General features: G+C 58.6%; 20 protein-coding genes. 12 read left to right on the forward strand and 8 right to left on the reverse strand.

Going from position 1 to position 19,592, the window contains the following annotated elements; translation table 11 throughout:
- Positions 1-166 precede the first annotated feature (166 nt).
- Together quiC and ACM6IN_RS23060 are read left to right on the forward strand one after the other, a co-directional pair.
- The gene (quiC, locus tag ACM6IN_RS23055) at positions 167-2,068 is read left to right on the forward strand and encodes a 3-dehydroshikimate dehydratase QuiC (protein WP_007909724.1); all 1,902 of its coding nucleotides are present in this window, start codon (positions 167-169) and stop codon (positions 2,066-2,068) included.
- Positions 2,069-2,169: 101 nt separating this feature from the next.
- Positions 2,170-2,847, forward strand: coding sequence for a TetR family transcriptional regulator (locus tag ACM6IN_RS23060; RefSeq protein ID WP_007909725.1), 678 nt, complete (start codon positions 2,170-2,172; stop codon positions 2,845-2,847).
- Positions 2,848-2,960: 113 nt separating this feature from the next.
- Here the strand turns inward: ACM6IN_RS23060 and ACM6IN_RS23065 are convergent, their stop codons facing one another.
- Both ACM6IN_RS23065 and aroQ read right to left on the reverse strand, forming a co-directional pair.
- Positions 2,961-3,815, reverse strand: a complete 855-nt coding sequence (locus ACM6IN_RS23065; RefSeq protein ID WP_007909726.1) for a shikimate dehydrogenase — start codon at positions 3,813-3,815, stop codon at positions 2,961-2,963.
- A 5-nt stretch (positions 3,816-3,820) separates the two neighbouring features.
- The gene (aroQ, locus tag ACM6IN_RS23070; protein ID WP_007909727.1) at positions 3,821-4,261 is read right to left on the reverse strand and encodes a type II 3-dehydroquinate dehydratase; all 441 of its coding nucleotides are present in this window, start codon (positions 4,259-4,261) and stop codon (positions 3,821-3,823) included.
- Positions 4,262-4,591: 330 nt separating this feature from the next.
- Between aroQ and ACM6IN_RS23075 the strand changes: the two genes are divergently transcribed.
- Together ACM6IN_RS23075 and ACM6IN_RS23080 are read left to right on the forward strand one after the other, a co-directional pair.
- Positions 4,592-5,020 carry a DUF4160 domain-containing protein gene (locus ACM6IN_RS23075; RefSeq protein WP_081498730.1) on the forward strand — a complete coding sequence of 143 codons (429 nt, stop codon included), beginning with the start codon at positions 4,592-4,594 and terminating at the stop codon, positions 5,018-5,020.
- Positions 5,017-5,460: a DUF2442 domain-containing protein gene (locus ACM6IN_RS23080; protein WP_042704861.1), complete on the forward strand. Its 444-nt coding sequence runs from the start codon at positions 5,017-5,019 to the stop codon at positions 5,458-5,460. Before ACM6IN_RS23075 ends, ACM6IN_RS23080 begins: the two co-directional genes overlap by 4 nt.
- Positions 5,461-5,518: 58 nt before the next feature.
- Here the strand turns inward: ACM6IN_RS23080 and trmA are convergent, their stop codons facing one another.
- On the reverse strand, positions 5,519-6,598 hold the full coding sequence (trmA, locus tag ACM6IN_RS23085) for a tRNA (uridine(54)-C5)-methyltransferase TrmA (RefSeq protein WP_007909731.1): 1,080 nt from the start codon (positions 6,596-6,598) through the stop codon (positions 5,519-5,521).
- A complete protein-coding gene (locus ACM6IN_RS23090) occupies positions 6,595-7,890 on the reverse strand; it encodes an NCS2 family permease (protein ID WP_007909733.1) in 1,296 nt (431 codons plus the stop codon). Before ACM6IN_RS23090 ends, trmA begins: the two co-directional genes overlap by 4 nt.
- Before the next feature lie 222 nt (positions 7,891-8,112).
- Here ACM6IN_RS23090 and ACM6IN_RS23095 point away from each other — a divergent pair, with 222 nt between their 5' ends.
- Positions 8,113-8,562, forward strand: a complete 450-nt coding sequence (locus ACM6IN_RS23095) for a DUF4879 domain-containing protein (RefSeq protein ID WP_414916759.1) — start codon at positions 8,113-8,115, stop codon at positions 8,560-8,562.
- A 66-nt stretch (positions 8,563-8,628) separates the two neighbouring features.
- The gene (locus ACM6IN_RS23100; protein ID WP_414916760.1) at positions 8,629-9,174 is read left to right on the forward strand and encodes a DJ-1 family glyoxalase III; all 546 of its coding nucleotides are present in this window, start codon (positions 8,629-8,631) and stop codon (positions 9,172-9,174) included.
- A 12-nt stretch (positions 9,175-9,186) separates the two neighbouring features.
- Here ACM6IN_RS23100 and ACM6IN_RS23105 read toward each other — a convergent pair whose 3' ends face one another.
- On the reverse strand, positions 9,187-10,425 hold the full coding sequence (locus tag ACM6IN_RS23105) for an MFS transporter (RefSeq protein ID WP_007909739.1): 1,239 nt from the start codon (positions 10,423-10,425) through the stop codon (positions 9,187-9,189).
- A gap of 392 nt (positions 10,426-10,817) precedes the next feature.
- Here ACM6IN_RS23105 and ACM6IN_RS23110 point away from each other — a divergent pair, with 392 nt between their 5' ends.
- The 3 genes from ACM6IN_RS23110 to ACM6IN_RS23120 all read left to right on the forward strand — a co-directional run bounded on the left by ACM6IN_RS23110 (position 10,818) and on the right by ACM6IN_RS23120 (position 13,515).
- The gene (locus ACM6IN_RS23110; protein ID WP_007909747.1) at positions 10,818-12,266 is read left to right on the forward strand and encodes a cytochrome ubiquinol oxidase subunit I; all 1,449 of its coding nucleotides are present in this window, start codon (positions 10,818-10,820) and stop codon (positions 12,264-12,266) included.
- A 3-nt stretch (positions 12,267-12,269) separates the two neighbouring features.
- Positions 12,270-13,277, forward strand: a complete 1,008-nt coding sequence (gene cydB, locus ACM6IN_RS23115) for a cytochrome d ubiquinol oxidase subunit II (RefSeq protein WP_007909749.1) — start codon at positions 12,270-12,272, stop codon at positions 13,275-13,277.
- A gap of 70 nt (positions 13,278-13,347) precedes the next feature.
- Positions 13,348-13,515, forward strand: coding sequence for a DUF2474 domain-containing protein (locus ACM6IN_RS23120; RefSeq protein ID WP_007909751.1), 168 nt, complete (start codon positions 13,348-13,350; stop codon positions 13,513-13,515).
- A 72-nt stretch (positions 13,516-13,587) separates the two neighbouring features.
- Here ACM6IN_RS23120 and ACM6IN_RS23125 read toward each other — a convergent pair whose 3' ends face one another.
- Entirely contained in the window at positions 13,588-14,712 is a 1,125-nt protein-coding gene (locus ACM6IN_RS23125; protein WP_414916761.1) for a methyltransferase, read from the reverse strand.
- Between the two features lie 178 nt (positions 14,713-14,890).
- Entirely contained in the window at positions 14,891-15,604 is a 714-nt protein-coding gene (locus ACM6IN_RS23130) for an autoinducer binding domain-containing protein (protein ID WP_176472365.1), read from the reverse strand.
- Positions 15,605-15,886: 282 nt separating this feature from the next.
- On the opposite strand from ACM6IN_RS23130, the gene ACM6IN_RS23135 reads away from it, so the two are divergent.
- Complete coding sequence (locus tag ACM6IN_RS23135) at positions 15,887-16,663, forward strand: ferredoxin--NADP reductase (protein ID WP_007909769.1); 777 nt, start codon at positions 15,887-15,889, stop codon at positions 16,661-16,663.
- Between the two features lie 46 nt (positions 16,664-16,709).
- Here ACM6IN_RS23135 and mscL read toward each other — a convergent pair whose 3' ends face one another.
- Positions 16,710-17,123 carry a large-conductance mechanosensitive channel protein MscL gene (gene mscL, locus ACM6IN_RS23140; RefSeq protein WP_007909770.1) on the reverse strand — a complete coding sequence of 138 codons (414 nt, stop codon included), beginning with the start codon at positions 17,121-17,123 and terminating at the stop codon, positions 16,710-16,712.
- A 286-nt stretch (positions 17,124-17,409) separates the two neighbouring features.
- Between mscL and katB the strand changes: the two genes are divergently transcribed.
- On the forward strand, positions 17,410-18,951 hold the full coding sequence (gene katB / locus ACM6IN_RS23145; RefSeq protein WP_414916762.1) for a catalase KatB: 1,542 nt from the start codon (positions 17,410-17,412) through the stop codon (positions 18,949-18,951).
- Between the two features lie 58 nt (positions 18,952-19,009).
- Positions 19,010-19,555 (forward strand): ankyrin repeat domain-containing protein, encoded by a 546-nt coding sequence (locus tag ACM6IN_RS23150; RefSeq protein WP_414916763.1) that lies wholly within the window; start codon positions 19,010-19,012, stop codon positions 19,553-19,555.
- Positions 19,556-19,592: the final 37 nt, after the last annotated feature.

The raw sequence follows: 19,592 nt of genomic DNA on the forward strand, positions 1-19,592 counted from the left end.
CGCGATCGATGCAGCCAATAATTTCCCTACTATAAAAACCATCCCATGTAGGAGCTGCCGAAGGCTGCGATCTGTTGATTCTGTTTTCACGAAGAAAGATCAAACGATCGCAGCCTGCGGCAGCTCCTACAGTAAAGATAAAGCGGCGCAGTCCGGGAGTTGAAACATGCAGCGTTCCATTGCCACCGTTTCCTTGAGCGGCACCCTGCCGGAAAAACTCGAAGCCATTGCCGCCGCCGGGTTCGACGGGGTGGAGATTTTCGAAAACGACCTCCTGTACTACGACGGCAGTCCACGGGAAATTAAACAGATGTGCGCCGACCTCGGCATCGCCATCACTCTGTTTCAGCCGTTCCGCGATTTCGAAGGCTGCCGTCGTGATCGCCTCGCGCGCAATCTCGAGCGGGCCGAGCGCAAGTTCGACCTGATGCAGGAACTGGGCACCGATCTGGTGCTGGTCTGCAGTAACGCCTCGGCCGACAGCGTCGGCGATCAACAAATTCTAGTCGATGACCTGCGGCTGCTGGCTGAACACGCCGGTGCGCGTGGTTTGCGCATCGGTTACGAAGCACTGGCCTGGGGCCGTCACGTCAACACTTATCAACAGGTCTGGGACATCGTGCGCCAAGCCGATCACCCGAGCCTGGGCGTGTTGCTCGACAGTTTTCATACGTTGTCGCTGAAGGGCGATCCCCGCGCCATCGCCGACATTCCCGGTGACAAGATCTTCTTCGTACAGATGGCAGACGCGCCGATTCTGGCCATGGACGTGCTGGAGTGGAGCCGGCATTTCCGCTGCTTCCCGGGACAGGGCGAATTCGATCTGCCGGGCTTCCTCGCGCCGATCATCCAGAGCGGTTACACCGGGCCGCTGTCGCTGGAAATCTTCAACGACGGCTTCCGCGCCGCACCGCCACGGGCCAATGCCGCCGACGGTTTGCGTTCGCTGCTGTATCTGGAAGAGAAGACCCGTCAGCGTCTGGAGCAGGCAGCCCAACCTGTGGCCAACCGTGAAATCCTTTTCGAAACACCGAAGGCCAGCGAGTACAACGGCATCGAGTTTCTTGAGTTTGCCGTAGACGAGAGCCTCGGCGCCAAACTGTCGAACTGGTTGGAGCGCCTCGGTTTCGTCAAGGCCGGGCAGCATCGTTCCAAGAGTGTGAGCCTGCTGCGTCAGGGCGACATCAACCTGATCCTCAACTCCGAACCGTATTCGTTTGCTCACAGCTTTTTCGAGGCCCACGGCCCGTCGCTGTGCGCCACCGCCGTGCGGGTCAAGGACAGCGCCAGTGCGCTGGCCCGCGCCGTCGCTTACAAAGGTCAGCCTTATCGCGGACTGGTCGGCCCCAATGAACTGGAGCTGGCAGCGGTGCGCGCGCCGGACGGCAGCCTGATTTATCTGGTGGATGAACAGGCCGATGTCTACGGCACCGATTTCAATCTGCTGGCAGATGCGCCGGCCCGTGGCGGCCTTAAACGTATCGACCACATGGCCATGGCGCTGCCGGCCGACAGCCTCGATAGCTGGGTACTGTTCTACAAGAGCCTGCTGGATTTCGAGGCGGACGATGAAGTGGTACTGCCCGACCCGTACGGTCTGGTGAAAAGTCGCGCACTGCGCAGCCGCGACAGTTCGATCCGCTTGCCGCTGAACATTTCCGAGAACCGCAACACCGCCATTTCCCATGCGCTGTCGAGTTATCGCGGCTCCGGTGTGCACCACATCGCCTTCGATTGTGACGACATCTTCGCCGAAGTGAGTCGCGCCAAAGAGGCTGGCGTACCGTTGCTGGATATCCCGCTCAACTATTACGACGACCTTGCTGCGCGCTTCGATTTCGACGACGAATTTCTCAGCGAACTGGCCTATTACAACGTCTTGTACGACCGTGATGCCCAGGGCGGCGAGCTGTTCCATGTCTATACCGAACCGTTCGAAGGGCGCTTCTTCTTCGAGATCATCCAGCGCAAAAACGGCTATGCCGGGTATGGCGCGGCGAACGTCGCGGTGCGTCTGGCGGCGATGGCCAAATCACGCAGTGGCGCTGTGCGCCAGGCGAAGTTGTAGGAAATTCGTAAACGCGGGATTAAACACAGGTCCCGCAGCTTCCTTCACTGTGCTGCGCGGCCCATAATCGCCGCCTGTGCAGTGATGGCCGTGAGCCCGCAATGACGATGAATACAGAACTTTCCGCAGCTCCTGAAGTGTCCGCCGTAGAGCCGCGCAAGAGTCGCAAGAACAACCCGGAAAAGACCCGCGAGAATATCCTGCAGGAGGCGATCGTCGAGTTCGTCCAGCAGGGTTTGTCCGGCGCTCGCGTTGATGCGATTGCCGAGCGCATCCACACCTCAAAACGCATGATCTATTACTACTTCGGCAGTAAGGAGCAGTTGTACGTTGAGGTGCTGGAGAAGCTTTACGGTGATATCCGCAGCACTGAAAGCCGTTTGCACCTGGCCGAGCTGGCGCCGGTGGACGCGATTCGCCGACTGGTCGAATTCACCTTCGATCACCATGATCGCAACGTCGATTTCGTGCGCATCGTCAGCATCGAAAACATCCACAACGCTGAATACGTGAAGCGTTCCGATGCGATCAAGGCGATGAACAACACCATCCTCGATTCGCTCGGCGAGATTCTGCGTCGGGGCGCTGAAGAGGGTGTGTTCCGTGCCGGGCTGGATGCTCTGGATGTGCATTTGCTGATCAGTTCGTTCTGCTTCTATCGCGTATCGAACCGGCACACGTTTGGCGAGATTTTCCAGATCGATCTACCGGATGAAAGCATCAAGCAGCGGCATCGCGAGATGATTTGCGAGTCGGTGTTGCGCTACCTGCAAGCCTGACACAGCTCCCCTGTAGGAGTGAGCCTGCTCGCGATGGCGTACCGTCAGCTAACACATTAGTTGCCTGACACACCGCTTTCGCGAGCAGGCTCGCTCCCACAGGGGGAAAGCGTTCAGCCATTCATGCTTTGAAAATGCGCGAGCATCCGCTGCGCATCCGGCACCATGCCACTGAACAACTCAAACGCCTTCACCGCCTGAAACACCGCCATATTGCCGCCGTCCAGCGTCCGGCAACCGAGCGCGCGGGCATTGCGCAGCAGTTCGGTTTCCAGCGGGAAATACACAATCTCCGCCACCCACAATTCCTTGCGCAGCAGTTCGACCGGTACCGGCATGCCCGGCAGTTTGGCCATGCCCATGGGCGTGGTATTGACCAGACCGTCGGCCAGATTCAGCGTGCTCGGCAGATCCCGACCGGCCACCGCACGACCAAAACCGAAATGCTGATTGAGATTGTTCGCCAGGCTCTCGGCGCGCTCACTGTCGACGTCAAAAATGCTCAGTTGCTGTACGCCTTCGCTCAACAGCGCGTGGGCCACTGCCGCGCCAGCGCCGCCAGCGCCCATCTGCACAACGCGCTCACGGGCAGCGTCCTTCAAACCCCGACGAAAACCTTCGGCAAAACCGAGGCAGTCGGTGTTGTGGCCGACACGTTTGCCATCCTTCAGCACCACCGTGTTCACGGCGCCGATGCCCTTGGCTTCCGGCGACAGCTCATCGAGCAGCGGGATGATTGCCTGCTTGCACGGGAAGGTGATGTTCAGCCCGGTGTAATTCATCCGCTCGGCCGCCAGCAACAGGTCGGGCAGGGCGGTGCTATCCATTTTCAACTGATCGAGATCGATCAGTCGGTACAGATAACGTAGGCCTTGGGCATCGCCTTCGTGCTCATGCAGCGCCGGCGTGCGCGAGGCCTGAATGCCGGCGCCGATCAGTCCTGCGAGTATTACGTTAGAGCGAGACATGCGCGTTACCCCTTCAGCCGCTGGCTGAAATGTTCCAGTGCCAGTCGATAGCCGTGACTGCCAAAACCGGCCATTACCGCTGTGGCAATCGCCGAGACAAAAGAGTGATGACGAAACGGTTCGCGGGCGTGGACGTTGGACAGGTGTACTTCGATCACCGGCAACTCACTGGCCACCAGCGCATCGCGAATCGCTACCGAGGTGTGCGTCCACGCCGCCGGATTGATCACGATCCCGGCGCAGCGACCACGGGCGGCGTGTATCCAGTCAAGCAGTTCGCCTTCGTGATTGGTCTGGCGAAATTCCACGGCGAGGCCGAATTCTTCGCCAGCGCGACCGCACAACGCCGAGATGTCCGCCAGGGTTTCGTGACCATAAGTCGCCGGCTCGCGGGTGCCGAGCAGGTTCAGGTTCGGGCCGTTGAGCACCAGAACGATAGGGGGCATGAGGGGTAACTCCACTTATTGTTTTTGGCTTTGGCCGAGGGTTTCAGCCTGTGGAGATAAAATGTACTAGATGGTTACCATGGTCAATCGAAGTGCCTGAGCCCAGGATTTTTGTGTTCGGTAATCGCACCAAGGCTGTTTCTTACTTAATGTTGTTCGAATCGTAACGACAGCTTTGCTTACGTTTTCCCTCGAAGATTTACCGACTCCTGGCCCATGCCGGCGCTAGCCTGAGAGAAGAGCGGAGCCGCTTGCGTTCTACGGCACCGGTCGTCGGATTTGAAAGGATTATCGAATCCTGAAATTTATTAACCTAACGGATGGGTTAGCATGAACGTATGCAACTACAAGGGATTGTCGATACGCGTAATGTTGCGGAATGAGCATTGCCCACCGCACGCTCATGTAAATGCGGGCGCCTGGAGTGCGCGATTCCATTTCAGCTTTTGGCACAACGACATTGATCTGTGGGATGTCGTGCCGCTGTCTCGTCGACCGACGATGGCTGTATTGGAGGGTTTGTGTCGATCGTTGGGACATCCCGTTCATCTGCGTCGCGCACGAGGGATCTGGTGGTCAGGTTTGCAAACCGTCTGTCTCGGCAATCAAGTGTGGGACTGCGAATCAAACGAGGTACCCGTGATGAAACTGGTTACCGATACGACTTACAGGATCGCTGCGGCGCGCTACGAACCAGAAGAAGACAAGTTGCTTCTGACATTGGTTGGCAAACTGGAAGGAGTTGAAATCCATTTATGAAAGTCATTAAGGCAAAGCCGTCCGTACATCGACCACTGACGGAAGAAATGCTCGATGCAGCCATAAAGCTTGGTGAAGTACGACAGGCCAGCAGTTTCCAAGCTGTTTCTGTGTGCTTTGAAAAATCATCTTTGGTCATCCGTTTTGAGGATGGCAGCGGTGTGTTGCTTCCGGTGAACCAGTATCCAGAGTTTGACGGGTTTGATGCAGGCGATTACGAGGGGCTGACAGTCGGATTCGCAGGCACTGCGCTTTGCCATGAGGGCAAAGACCTTGACGTTTCCATTGCCGGAATGATTTCAGCGAGCCCGTCACTCATGAAGATGGCTGCGTCGGTGGTTGCATCGCGTAACGGTCGTCAAAGCAGTGCCGCAAAGTCCGAAGCCGCGCGGGCGAATGGCAAAAAGGGCGGGCGTCCGCGTAAGGTCGATCCCGCTTAGTGAGCGCCCACAAAAAAGCCGTCAATCACGACGGCTTTTTCGCATCCGGCATCGGCCATCAACGCCGGGTCAGCAACACACCCGATTCCATGTGATGCGTCCACGGGAACTGGTCAAACAACGCGCACGTGGTAATGCGGTGCGTGTCGTGCAACTGAGCAATGTTCGCTGCCAGGGTTTCCGGGTTGCAGGAGATGTACAGGATGTTGTCGAAGCGCCGGGTCAGCTCGCAGGTGTCCGGATCCATGCCAGCGCGCGGCGGGTCGACGAAGACGCTGCCGAATTCGTAGCTCTTCAGGTCGATACCCTGCAGGCGGCGGAACGGGCGCACGTCGTTGAGCGCTTCGGTCAGCTCTTCGGCGGACAAACGCACCAGGGTGACGTTGTCCACAGCGTTTTCGCTGAGGTTGCTCAATGCGGCGTTGACCGAGGTCTTGCTGATTTCGGTGGCCAGCACTTTGCGCACGCGCGTGGCGAGTGGCAGGGTGAAGTTGCCGTTGCCGCAGTACAACTCCAGCAAGTCATCGGTACGATCGCCCAGTGCTTCGTACGCCCAGTTGAGCATCTTCTGGTTCACCGTGCCGTTAGGCTGGGTGAACGCGCCTTCCGGCTGGCGATAGCTGAAGGTGCGACCGCCGACGTCGAGCTTCTCGACCACGTAATCGAGGCCAAGTACTTCGCGTTTGCCCTTCGAGCGACCAATGATGCTGACGCCCAGATCTGCCGACAACTGGGTCGCAGCGGCATGCCAGTGCGCGTCCAGCGGGCGGTGATAGCACAGGGTGATCATTGCATCGCCGGCCAGCGTGGTCAGGAACTCGACCTGAAACAACTTGTGGCTCAACGCTGAACTGGCCTGCCACGCCGCTTTCAGCTGCGGCATCAATTGGTTGATGCGCAGGCTGGCGATCGGGAATTCTTCAATGAGGATCGGCGTGCGTTTGTCGTCCTGAGCGAACATCGCGTAATGCCGCTCGCCACCCTCGCGCCACAGGCGGAATTCGGCGCGCAGACGGAAGTTCTGCAGCGGCGAATCGAACACCGTTGGCTCGGGGGCATCGAACGGCGCCAGCAGATCACGCAAGCGCGTGACCTTGGCTTCTAGTTGCTCGGCGTAAGCCTGGGAATCGAAAGTCATGCGTTGAACCAACCCAACTTGATCACAAACAGAATCGACAGAATCACCAGCGCCGGGTTCAGCTCACGAGCGCGGCCGGACAGCAGCTTGATCACGGTCCAGGCGATGAAACCAAACGCGATGCCGTTGGCGATCGAGTAAGTGAACGGCATGGCCAGCGCGGTCACGACAACCGGTGCGGCGACGGTGATGTCGTCCCAGTCTATTTCCGCCAGACCGGAAGTCATCAACACGGCGACGAACAGCAGCGCTGGCGCGGTGGCGAAGGCCGGAACGCTGGCCGCCAGTGGCGAGAAAAACAGCGCCAGCAGGAACAGAATCGCCACGACGATGGCCGTCAGACCAGTACGCCCGCCCGCACTCACGCCGGCAGCGGATTCGATGTAACTGGTGGTGGTCGACGTACCCAGCAACGAACCGGCCATGGCCGCAGTGCTGTCAGCGATCAGGGCGCGGCCCATTTTCGGCATGTGGCCGTCCTTGCCCATCAGGCCGGCGCGTTTGGCGACGCCGATCAGGGTGCCGGAGTTGTCGAACAGGTCGACGAACAGGAAGGCGAAGATCACGCTGACCAGACCGATGTCCAGTGCGCCTTTGATGTCCAGTTGCATGAAGGTCGGCGCCAGCGAAGGTGGCATCGAAGTCACGCCGTTGAACGGGGTGAAGCCCATCGCGATGGAAATGATGGTCACTGCCAGAATGCCGATCAGTACCGCACCGCGCACTTTCAGCGCTTCGAGCGCGACGATCAGAGCGAAGCCGAGGGTGGCGAGGATCGGGGCCGGGGCTTTCAGGTCACCGAGGCCGACCATGGTCGCCGGGTTGCTGACCACGATGCCAGCGTTGTGCAGGGCGATCAACGCCAGGAACAGGCCGATACCGGCGGCAATCGCCGAGCGCAGCGGCAGCGGAATGCTGTTGATGATCCATTCACGGATGCGGAAGATCGACAGCAGGAAGAAGCACACCGCCGAGATGAATACCGCGCCCAGCGCCACTTGCCAGGTGTGACCCATGTGCAAGACCACGGTGTAGGTGAAGAAGGCGTTCAGGCCCATGCCCGGAGCGAGGGCAATCGGGTAGTTGGCGATCAGGCCCATGATCGTCGAACCGATCGCAGCCGCCAGGCAGGTGGCGACAAACACCGCACCTTTGTCCATGCCGGTCTCGCCGAGAATGCTCGGGTTGACGAACAGGATGTAGGCCATGGCCAAGAAAGTCGTGATGCCCGCGAGAATCTCGGTGCGCACGTTGGTGTTGTGTGCCTTGAGTTGAAACAGCCTTTCCAGCATGTCTGCTCCCCGTGGCGCGCGTGGCGCCGTGAATGTATCGACCTCAACAGCAAAGCACAGACCGTCGCAAGCGCCTGGAAAATTGTGGTGGGCCGGAAAAAGCCGCGCATCATACCAGCAGCGTGAGGAATATGGCGGTTGTTGGTGTCGATCGTCGGCGAAGTTTTGCGTTGACGCCAACTGCGCCATACTGCGCGCTGATTTTTTCGGGGCGGGAAGCGCATGAGCAAGTGCTGGATGAAGGTTTTGGGTTTGATTGCCGTACTGTTGGCCGGGATGTCGACAGCCTGGGCGGCATCGGCGCCACCGTTGACGCAAGTGAAAGTGATCAAGGTGCAATCGCCAGCCTGTGGTCTTGAAGACATCGCCGATGGCCAGGCGCAGACCCAGTGCAATCACAGCGGACCGAATATCAAGGTCTACGTGCTCGAAGTCGGCTACGGCAAGAGTCAGCCTCAGGTCGCACTGGACGGCTTTGAAGTGAACGGCACCCGTGCCCCGGTGTGTGCCTTTGATAACGGCAACCTGACCGAATGCACCCCCGGTAATAAAACCGTCGGTTCTCTTTATACCTTCGATCTGGCGGGCAAGCAGGAAGGCACCTTCACCTTCAGCAACACCTCGATCAATGCGCCGCGCAACACAATGTCGACTCAGCTTTACATCAAGTAACGGCTGCTGCAGCGCGATCCGGTTGAAGCTGACTACGCTTCAAGCATCACCCAGCGGATAACGCCCATGACCTTTAGAGCCCTGATTACCCTCGCCGAGGGCATCGATGATCTGCAAAGCGTGACCCTGATCGACGTGCTGCGCCGCGCCGGTATCGAAGTGGTGGCCGCCAGTATTGAAGGACGACGCATGCTGACCTGCGCGCGTGGCACACGCCTGACCGCCGACGGCATGCTGGTCGATGTGCTGGCGCAAACCTTTGACCTGATCGTCCTGCCCGGCGGTGTTGTCGGTTCACAACACCTGGCCGCGCACCAACCTCTGCAACAGTTGCTCAAGGATCAGGCCAGCGCCGGACGCCTGTTCGCCGCCATCGCCGAATCCCCGGCCGTCGCCCTGCAATCCTTCGGCGTGCTGCGCCAGCGGCGCATGACCTGCCTGCCCAGCGCCAGCCATCTACTCTCGGGCTGTACGTTTGTTGATCAACCGGTGGTGGTCGACGGCAACTGCATCACCGCACAAGGCTCCAGCTCTGCGCTGGAATTTGCCTTGACGCTGGTCGAGCAACTCGGCGGCAAGGCCTTGCGGGGGAAAGTGGCGGGGGAGTTGTAGGTCTGGATCGCTTCAGACCTTTACCTCTTCCACCGGCACATGCATCCGATCGCGGTTAGCCAGCGTCGGAAACAACTTGATCCACGTCCCCGTCACCACCAGCGTGCCGATCCCGCCCATCACCACCGCCGGCACCGTGCCGAACCAGTGAGCGGTGACGCCGGATTCGAATTCGCCCAACTGGTTTGAAGCTCCGATAAACAGCCCGTTCACCGCGCTGACCCGGCCACGCATTTCGTCCGGGGTTTCCAGCTGCACGAAAGACGCGCGGATGACCATGCTGATCATGTCCGCCGCGCCGAGCACCACCAGCACCGCCAGCGAAAACCAGAACGAGGTCGACAGGCCGAAGGCAATGGTCGCGACGCCAAACACCCCAACCGCGGTGAACATCACCCGGCCAACATTGCGTTCCACGGCAAATCGCGCGAGGAACAGCGACATGCCCAATGCGCCGACCGCCGGTGCCGAACGCAGCAACCCGAGGCCCCACGGCCCGGTCAGCAGAATGTCTTTGGCAAATACCGGCAGCAGCGCCGTGGCGCCGCCGAGCAACACCGCAAACAGATCCAGCGAAATCGCCCCGAGAATGTCCGGGCGGCTGCGAATGAAACGAATCCCCGCGAGCAACGAATCCAGTGTGGCTTTGCCTTTATTCAGCGGCGTTTGCCGCGCGGGCAGGTTGAGCATCAGCGTGCAAGCGATCACATAGAGCAGCACTGTCGGGCCATAAACCCAGACACTGCCGAATGCATAGAGCAAACCGCCCAGCGCCGGGGCGACGATCGTTGCCGACTGCTGCGCTGACTGCGCCGCCGCCACTGCCCGAGGAAACAGCGCGCTGGGCACGATGCTCGGCAGCAGTGCCTGCGTGGTCGGCATCTCGAACGAACGCGCCGCGCCGAGCAGGAAGGCGAGGATGAAGATCATCTCGCGGGTGACGTGATCGGTGGCGCTGCCGATGGCCAGCGCCAGGGCGATCAACGCCTGCAACGACTGACAGATCGCCGCGACTTTGCGCCGGTCGTAGCGGTCGGCGACATGCCCGGTGTGCAGCATGAACAGCACGCGCGGGGCGAATTCAACCAGCCCGACCAGACCCAGATCGAGGACGTTACCGGTCAATTGGTAGAGGTTCCAGCCAATCGCCACGGTGAGCATCTGGAAACCGCTGGCGGTAAAAATCCGCGCGAACCAGAAAGCGAGAAACGGACGATGGTGACGTAACAGCAGGGGCTCTTGACTGGGCATCTGAAGGCAGGTCTGGCTCGAGGGGAACCGCGAGGTTATCACCAGTCTGTAACAGGAAGTTGCTATGACAAAAAATTTAGTTAGCCAGACATCGATTTCCACAAGCTCGCCGCAAGAAATCCATTGCAGAGCATTGCCACGCCGATGAGGCAACTTGTCACGCGGCAAACGACCACGCAGTTCATCGGCAAAAATGGGACTACTCTTTTAACGTTGCTTGATCCAGATCAAGACCTAGAAGGAATTGATCCGGTGGCCAGTTGGCCAGACTCCCTGCGTTGCGATGGTTGTTTAAAAAGAACGAATCAGAATTCGCCGCACTCCATATCCGTGGGGGCAGTGGGTGCAGGCCTCCGGGTCCGCAGCCGGTATTACCTGACAGAGGAAGCCATATGTTCGGTTTAGAGGCACTAGATCTCGCCCGAATTCAGTTCGCGTTCACCATTTCGTTCCACATCCTGTTCCCGGCCATCACCATCGGCCTGGCGAGTTACCTCGCGGTACTCGAAGGCCTGTGGCTGAAAACCCGCAACGACACCTACCGTGACCTCTACCATTTCTGGTCGAAGATTTTTGCCGTCAACTTCGGCATGGGCGTGGTCTCGGGGTTGGTCATGGCCTACCAGTTCGGCACCAACTGGAGCCGTTTCTCGGACTTCGCCGGCGCCGTCACCGGGCCGTTGCTGACTTATGAAGTGCTCACGGCATTCTTCCTTGAGGCCGGTTTCCTCGGGGTGATGCTGTTTGGCTGGAACAAGGTCGGGCGCGGGCTGCACTTCTTTTCCACCGTCATGGTGGCGATCGGTACGCTGATTTCGACGTTCTGGATTCTCGCTTCCAACAGCTGGATGCAGACACCGCAGGGCTTCGAAATTGTTAACGGGCAAGTCATTCCCACCGATTGGCTGGCGATCATTTTCAACCCTTCGTTCCCGTATCGCCTGATGCACATGGCGACGGCGGCGTTCGTCGCGACGGCATTCTTTGTCGGCTCCTCGGCGGCCTGGCACTTGCTGCGCGGCAAGGACAACCCGGCGATCCGCACCATGCTGTCGATGGCAATGTGGATGGCGCTGATCGTCGCGCCGATCCAGGCCGTCATCGGCGACTTTCATGGTTTGAATACGCTCAAGCACCAACCGGCAAAAATCGCTGCGATCGAAGGTCACTGGGAAAACCACGGTGACGAGGCAACGCCGCTGATCCTGTTCGGCTGGCCGGACATGAAAGAAGAGAAGACCAAATACGCCGTGGAGATTCCGTACCTCGGCAGCTTGATCCTCACCCACTCGCTGGACAAACAGGTGCCAGCGCTCAAGGAATTCCCGCCGGAAGACCGGCCGAATTCGACCATCGTGTTCTGGTCGTTCCGGATCATGGTCGGCCTCGGTTTCCTGATGATCTTCACCGGTCTGTGGAGTTTGTGGCTGCGTAAACGCGACACGCTCTACACCTCACGTCCGTTCCTGTATCTGGCGTTGTGGATGGGGCCGTCCGGTCTGATTGCGATTCTCGCTGGCTGGTTCACCACCGAAATCGGTCGTCAGCCGTGGGTGGTCTACGGGCTGATGCGCACGGCGGACGCGTCCTCCAACCATAGCTTCATGCAGATGAGCATCACCCTGATCATGTTTGTGGTGGTGTACTTCGCGCTGTTCGGCGCAGGTCTGGGCTACATGATGCGTCTGGTGCGCAAAGGGCCGAAGATCAGCGAGGGCACGGAAACGCCCGACGGTGGTCCAGGCAAGAAACGCACACCGGCCCGTCCGTTGTCCGCTGCCGACGACTCGGCCGATGCCGATCACGGCGACGACGACATTCGCGTGACCAAGGAGATTTGAATCATGGGTATTGATCTTCCGCTGATCTGGGCCGTGATCATCATCTTCGGCATCATGATGTACGTGGTCATGGACGGCTTCGACCTGGGGATCGGGATTCTCTTCCCGTTCATCCCCGGCAAAGTCGACCGTGACGTGATGATGAATACGGTCGCACCGGTCTGGGACGGCAACGAAACCTGGCTGGTATTGGGCGGCGCGGCGTTGTTCGGCGCGTTCCCGCTGGCCTATTCGGTGGTGTTGTCGGCGCTGTACCTGCCGCTGATTTTCATGCTGATTGGTCTGATCTTCCGCGGTGTAGCGTTCGAATTCCGCTTCAAGGCCAAGGATGACAAGCGTCACCTGTGGGACAAGGCTTTTATCGGCGGCTCGGTGGCGGCGACTTTCTTCCAGGGTGTGGCGCTGGGCGCGTTCATCGACGGCTTGCCGGTGGTCAACCGGCAGTTCGCCGGCGGCTCACTCGACTGGCTGACGCCGTTCACAATGTTCTGCGGCGCCGCGCTGGTGGTGGCCTATGCCTTGCTTGGCTGCACCTGGCTGATCATGAAAACCGAAGGCAAGCTCCAGGAACAGATGCATGACCTGGCAAGGCCATTGGCTTTCGTACTGCTGGCCGTGATCGGTATTGTCAGTATCTGGACGCCGCTGGCTCATCCGGATATTGCCACCCGCTGGTTCAGCATGCCGAACCTGTTCTGGTTCATGCCGGTGCCGATTCTGGTGCTGGTGACGATGTACGGTCTGATCCGCGCCGTGGCACGCAACGCCAACTACATGCCGTTCCTGCTGACGCTGGTGCTGATCTTCCTCGGCTACAGCGGTTTGGGCATCAGCCTGTGGCCGAACATCGTGCCGCCGTCGATCTCGATCTGGGACGCCGCCGCACCGCCGCAAAGCCAGGGCTTCATGCTGGTGGGCACGCTGTTCATCATCCCGTTCATCCTCGGTTACACCTTCTGGAGCTACTACGTGTTCCGCGGCAAGGTTACCCATGAAGACGGTTATCACTAAACCTGTGGGAGCGTGCTCGCTCGCGATGGCGTCGGCAGCGGCGCCATCGATCTGACTGAGGATCGAAACAATGCCCGGCAAACATTCCCTGCACGACATTGAAGAAGCCGAAAAAAAACCGCTGTGGCAGCGGCTCGGCTGGTTGGCCCTGATCTGGGTCGGTAGCGTCGGCGTGCTGTTTATCGCCGCCAGCCTGATGCGCATGTTCATGAACGCAGCAGGCTTGACCACGCACTGAATCATCCCCGTCCCGGCGCCTTCGGGTACGGCTTTGCAACCCTCCTCACGGAGGGTTTTTTTTGTCTGAAGGTTACTTGCGGGCCTTGAGGATCACGAATTTCGGCGTGGCAGCCACTTGCTCGACGCCGCGGAACAGCCGCGCCAGTTTGCTGTGGTAACCCAGATGGCGGTTGCCGACGATGTACAGCGCGCCACCCACCACCAGCGCTTCGCGCGCCTGCTGGAACATGCGCCAGGCGAGGAAATCGCCCACTACCTGCTGCTGATGGAATGGCGGATTGCACAGCACCACGTCCAGTGATTGCGGGGCCTGGCCGGCCAAGCCATCGCTGGCACGCACGATGACCTCGCGATCGCCCAGCGCTGCCTGCCAGTTCTCGGCAGCCGATTGCACGGCCATGAACGATTCGTCGACCAGTGTGTAATGCGCATCGGGGTTTTGTAGTGCACTCGCGATCGCCAGAACACCATTACCACAGCCCAGATCGGCGACTCGGGCACTGCCAAGGTTTTTCGGCAGGTGCGGGAGGAAGGCACGTGTGCCGATGTCCAGACCTTCGCGGCAAAACACGTTGGCGTGGTTGAGCAATTCGATCGACGGCTCGTCGAGGCGATATCGCGAAGGGTAGGGCGACACGGCCGGGGCTTTGGCTTCTGGCGTGGCGATCAACAGCCGTGCCTTTTTTACCGCTAGCGAGGCTTGTACCGGACCGATGTAGCGTTCAAGCAGATCACCGGCAGCGCGTGGCAGGTGTTTGACCATGGCCGCTGCAATCACTTCGGCGCCGGGTGCGAGTTGCCCTTGCAAGCGGATCAATTGTTCTTCCAGCAGCGCGAGGGTTTTCGGCACGCGGATCAGTATCCGGTCGAACGGTCCGACCAATGGCTCGCTGGCGGGTATCCCGCGAACAGCGTCAAACGCCTGGCCATTGCGCAGCAGGTTTTTCTCCAGCCCCTGAAAACCCAGGAATGAGTCACCACTGCTACTGACCTTGACCTTGCCCGACAGACTGGCAGCCAAAGCGCCGAAGCTGTCGTTGAGCACCAATACGCGGGTGTCGGCCGTCGGTTGCTGCGCCGCCAGATGATTGAGCAGGTATTCGTCGGCGGCATCGAAGGCTTGCAGCGGTTCATTCTGCTGTTCAGGCTGGCGGATCAGATCGAGCTGGGCAAAGGGCGTATCAAGCAAAGGCATCGGGCGGGAACTCAGGATAATCAACGGGGTGTTCCGCAGCCCTGACATTGTGCAGCGGAACCGACCGAGTGTAATGCAACGCTTAACGTTCGCGTCATCACTCTGGAGGGTCTCGAATGGTACGTTTTTTTCTTCTTTATTACCCGCAAGTTTTCTATGGGAGGCAAGGCTGGATCGACTAGATGATCCCGGCTCTGGCGGCCGCTATGACAGCGGAAATCTTGTTGCAGACGTTGAGCTTCTCGATGACGTTCTGCACGTGGTAGTTCACGGTGCGCTCGCTCAGGCTGAGGATCTTCGAGATTTCATAGGCTGTCTTGCCTCCCGCGGACAATTGCAGAACCTCCAGCTCTCGCGGCGAAAGGTGTGGTTGGCGGGGTTTGAGGGACTCTGCCGGCAGGGTTCGGGCAAACAGCTCACTCAGGTGACTGGTGGCGTAGAACATATAACCAAAGTGCTCATACAGCTCCAGAGGACTGATCGGACAGTGTTTGCGCGCCAGGCTGATAATGCTGCACAAGCCGCTTTGCTCATGATGGAACGACTGGGACCAGCCATGTTGCATACCGTGATGCTGTAATCCTTGCCATAACGGTCGAGTATTTGCGAATACCGACTCGCACCAGACAATAGGTGACATCGAGTGATTGCAGTGTGCTATTAGTGGGTCAACTTTGCTGTAATTGTTTTTCTCGTATTGTGAATTCCATTCGTCAGGGTAGTTGTTGATTTGAAAGGTTTTAAGAGGCATATCGCGATGTAGTGAAACAACTGAAATTGCACAAAAATTGAATCCGAGATTTTCTGCGAATTGCAATAATATCGGATAGGCAGTCTCTACTCCGTTGGCAAAAGTCAGTCTTTTTAACTGTGACTCCTTCCACGTTTCCATCTCTGAACACTCCATTGGCGTTGCGGGGGGCGCCGAATGGATCCAAAGGATCCGGCACGAAACGAAGTGTAGGATGTTTCTTACAATAAGCTTTAAATTTTTTCGAGATTGCAGATAGCCAAATATCCATAAAGCGTTCTTAGGATGCGCGATTTTTATATTGATGTTGTCATCTGATAATACTGCCGACTTGCTTAATTGATTGAATGTCATTACCAATCATCAGTGTTTAGACCAGTTAATTTGCGCGACACTGTCGGCAATCGTTCAATGGAGTGTCCCATGACTGCCAGCGCAGAGAAGTACACCACGCAGACGTTGCTCGATGTCCAACCCCTGACCTCGAGCCTGTTTACCCTGCGCACCAGCCGGGATGCCGGTTTCCGCTTCCGCGCCGGGCAGTTCGCCAGGCTGGGTGTGAGCAAAGCCGATGGCAGCATCGTGTGGCGCGCGTATTCGATGGTGTCGTCGCCTTTTGACGAGTTTCTCGAGTTCTTTTCCATCGTCGTGCCGGGCGGGGAGTTCACCAGTGAGCTGAGCCGGTTGCAGGTCGGCGACACCTTGCTGGTGGATCGCCAGGCATTCGGCTACCTGACGCTAGATCGCTTTGTCGACGGGCGCGATCTGTGGCTTTTGTCCACAGGCACCGGGGTGGCGCCGTTTCTGTCGATCCTGCAGGACTTCGAAGTCTGGGAGAAATTCGAGCGCATCATTCTGGTGTACAGCGTGCGCGAAGCGCGGGAGTTGGCTTATCAGGAGTTGATTGCCGGACTTACGCAGCGTGAATACCTCAGCGAATACGCGCACAAATTGCAGTTCATCGCCACGGTGACGCGTGAAGCTCACCCCGGTGCACTGCACGGGCGCATCACCACATTGATTGAAAGCGGTGAGCTGGAGCGCGCAGCGGGCGTGGCGCTGTCGGCGGAGCACTCACGGGTCATGCTGTGCGGCAATCCGCAGATGATCGATGACACACGCGCGTTGCTGAAAAAGCGCCACATGAGCCTAAGCCTGACGCGTCGGCCCGGTCAGGTGGCGGTGGAAAACTACTGGTAAACAAACGGCGCCTCGAAGGCGCCGTTGTTTCTATCGTGCACAGAATTCAGGGCCGGGTGTTCTGGGCCTTGAGCAAGTCGCGGATCTCGCCGAGCAACTCTTCTTCCTTGGTCGGAACCGGTGGCAGGGTAGGGGCCACGGCTTCTTCGCGTTTGAGACGGTTGATGGCTTTGACGCCCATGAAGATCGCGAAAGCGACGATCACGAAGTCCAGAACACTCTGGATGAACTTGCCGTAAGCCAGCATGACCGCAGGGGCATTGCCCTCGGCGGCCTTGAGCGTGATGGCCAAGTCACTGAAATCCACCCCACCGATCAGCAGGCCGATTGGCGGCATGATCACGTCACCGACAAACGACGAAACAATCTTGCCGAAGGCCGCACCGATGATGATACCGACGGCCATGTCGACCACATTGCCTTTGACCGCGAAGGCCTTGAACTCACTTAGCACGCCCATAGTTATTTCCTTGTTACAGATGAGTTTGGTGTACGCAGTGTAAATCAGCAAAACGCGTCCTGCGCGAAACACCTTCTTACAATGCCCGTTTTTATCGACACATCAATCGGCGATTAGTTTGCAAAGTGCCATCAATCGCGCGCGAAATATACGGTAACTCGCTGATCGAACAGCCAATTTTCTCAATCATGGCGTTACGTTCTTTCTATTTATGTTCGACGTCGCAGGCCTCTAGCCTTGGCTTGGCGCATCTGGATGCGCCCCAAAATAACCAGAGGATCCTGATATGAACTCCGCACTTGGACTGGGGGCTTTTCCCCGTCGCCGCACCCTCGGTGTACTCACCGCCAGCCTGTTGACCTTCTCCGTAAACGCCGCGCCCCTGACCCGCGATAACGGGGCTGCGGTCGGCGACAATCAGAACTCGCAGACCGCCGGCGCCAACGGCCCGGTGCTGCTGCAGGATGTACAACTGATTCAGAAGCTGCAGCGTTTCGACCGTGAGCGCATTCCCGAGCGTGTGGTTCACGCCCGCGGTACCGGCGCCCATGGCACCTTCACCGTGACCAACGATCTCAGCGACCTGAGCAAGGCCAAGGTCTTTGCCGCCGGTCAGACAACGCCGGTGTTCGTGCGTTTCTCTGCGGTGGTGCACGGCAATCACTCGCCGGAAACCCTGCGTGATCCGCGAGGTTTCGCCACCAAGTTCTACACCGCCGACGGCAACTGGGATCTGGTCGGTAACAATTTCCCGACCTTTTTCATCCGCGACGCGATCAAGTTTCCCGACATGGTGCACGCGTTCAAACCGGACCCGCGGACCAACCTTGATGACGATTCGCGCCGATTCGATTTCTTCTCCCATGTACCGGAAGCCACCCGTACCTTGACCGAGTTGTATTCGAACTCGGGAACGCCTGCCAGTTATCGAGAAATGGACGGCAACGGCGTACACGCTTACAAGTTGATTAATGCCAAGGGCGAAGTTCACTACGTCAAGTTCCACTGGAAGAGTTTGCAAGGACTTAATAACCTTACGCCAAAGCAAGTCGCGAAAGTTCAGGGTCAGGACTACAGTCACATGACCAATGACTTGGTGAGCAACATCAATAAAGGTAACTTCCCGAAATGGGACTTGTACATTCAAGTGCTGAAACCACAAGATTTGTCCAAGTTTGATTTTGATCCATTAGACGCGACCAAGATCTGGCCAGGTATTCCTGAGCGAAAAGTTGGACAAATGGTATTGAACCGTAATCCGGCAAATGTATTCCAGGAAACCGAACAAGTGGCCATGGCGCCGGCGAATATTGTTCCGGGTATCGAACCTTCTGAAGACCGTTTGTTGCAAGGCCGAGTGTTTTCTTATGCCGATACACAAATGTATCGCCTGGGTGCCAATGCCCTGCAATTGCCGATCAATGCGCCGAAAGTTGCCGTGAACAATGGCAACCAGGATGGCGCGATGAACTTCGGCGCCAGCAACAGTGGTGTGAACTACCAGCCAAGCCGACTGCAACCCCGTGACGAGACGCCAGGCGCACATTACAGCCAGTTGGCGCTGTCGGGCAGCACGCAGCAGGCGAAGATCCAGCGTGAGCAGAACTTCAAGCAGGCCGGCGATCTGTATCGCTCGTTCAGCAAAAAGGAACGCCGGGACCTGATCGACAGCTTCGGTGGCTCGCTGGCGACCACCGATGACGAGAGCAAGCACATCATCCTGTCCTTCCTTTATAAGGCCGATCCGGAATACGGCACCGGCGTCACGGAAGTGGCCAAGGGTGACCTGAGCCGGGTCAAGGCGCTGGCGGCCAAATTGGTCGACTGATACCGACATAGCGCACACGGGGCCTGAGCCAGGCCCTGTTCCGTGCAAGGAGACTACGATGCGAACCTGTCTTTTACTGTTGGCCGGTTGTCTGTCGTTCGCGGCATGGGCGGCACCGGTCGAGCAGACTCCCGAGGCGATCAAGGCCCAGTTACAGGACTACTATTTCGACGCGGCCCGGCGCGGTGATGTGCCGATGCTCGACACGTTCATCGAGTCCGGCTATTCCCTCGACACTCGTGACAGCAAGGGTTACACCGCGCTGATTCTGGCGGCCTATCACGGTCAGGCACCGGCGGTGGAACGTTTGCTCGCTGCTGGCGCCGATGCCTGTGCCCAGGATCAACGCGGCAACACCGCGCTGATGGGGGCCATTTTCAAAGGTGAACTACAGATCGCCCGACGCCTGATGGCCACCGATTGCAGCCCCGACCAGCGTAACGGTGCCGGGCAGACGGCGGCGATGTACGCCGGGTTGTTCAAGCGTCTGGAATTGCTCGATGCACTGAAGGCCAAGGGCGCGGACCTGAATGCCGAAGATCCGTTGGGCAACAGCGCCGCGCGTCTGGCCAACGGCGAAATCCGCACCGCCACGCCGCGCTGAGCGGTGGCTGCGTTATCATCGCGGTTTTTGCCGGGGG

The sequence above is a fragment of the Pseudomonas sp. IT-P395 genome (assembly GCF_949767675.1).
In the GTDB taxonomy this organism is placed as follows: domain Bacteria; phylum Pseudomonadota; class Gammaproteobacteria; order Pseudomonadales; family Pseudomonadaceae; genus Aquipseudomonas.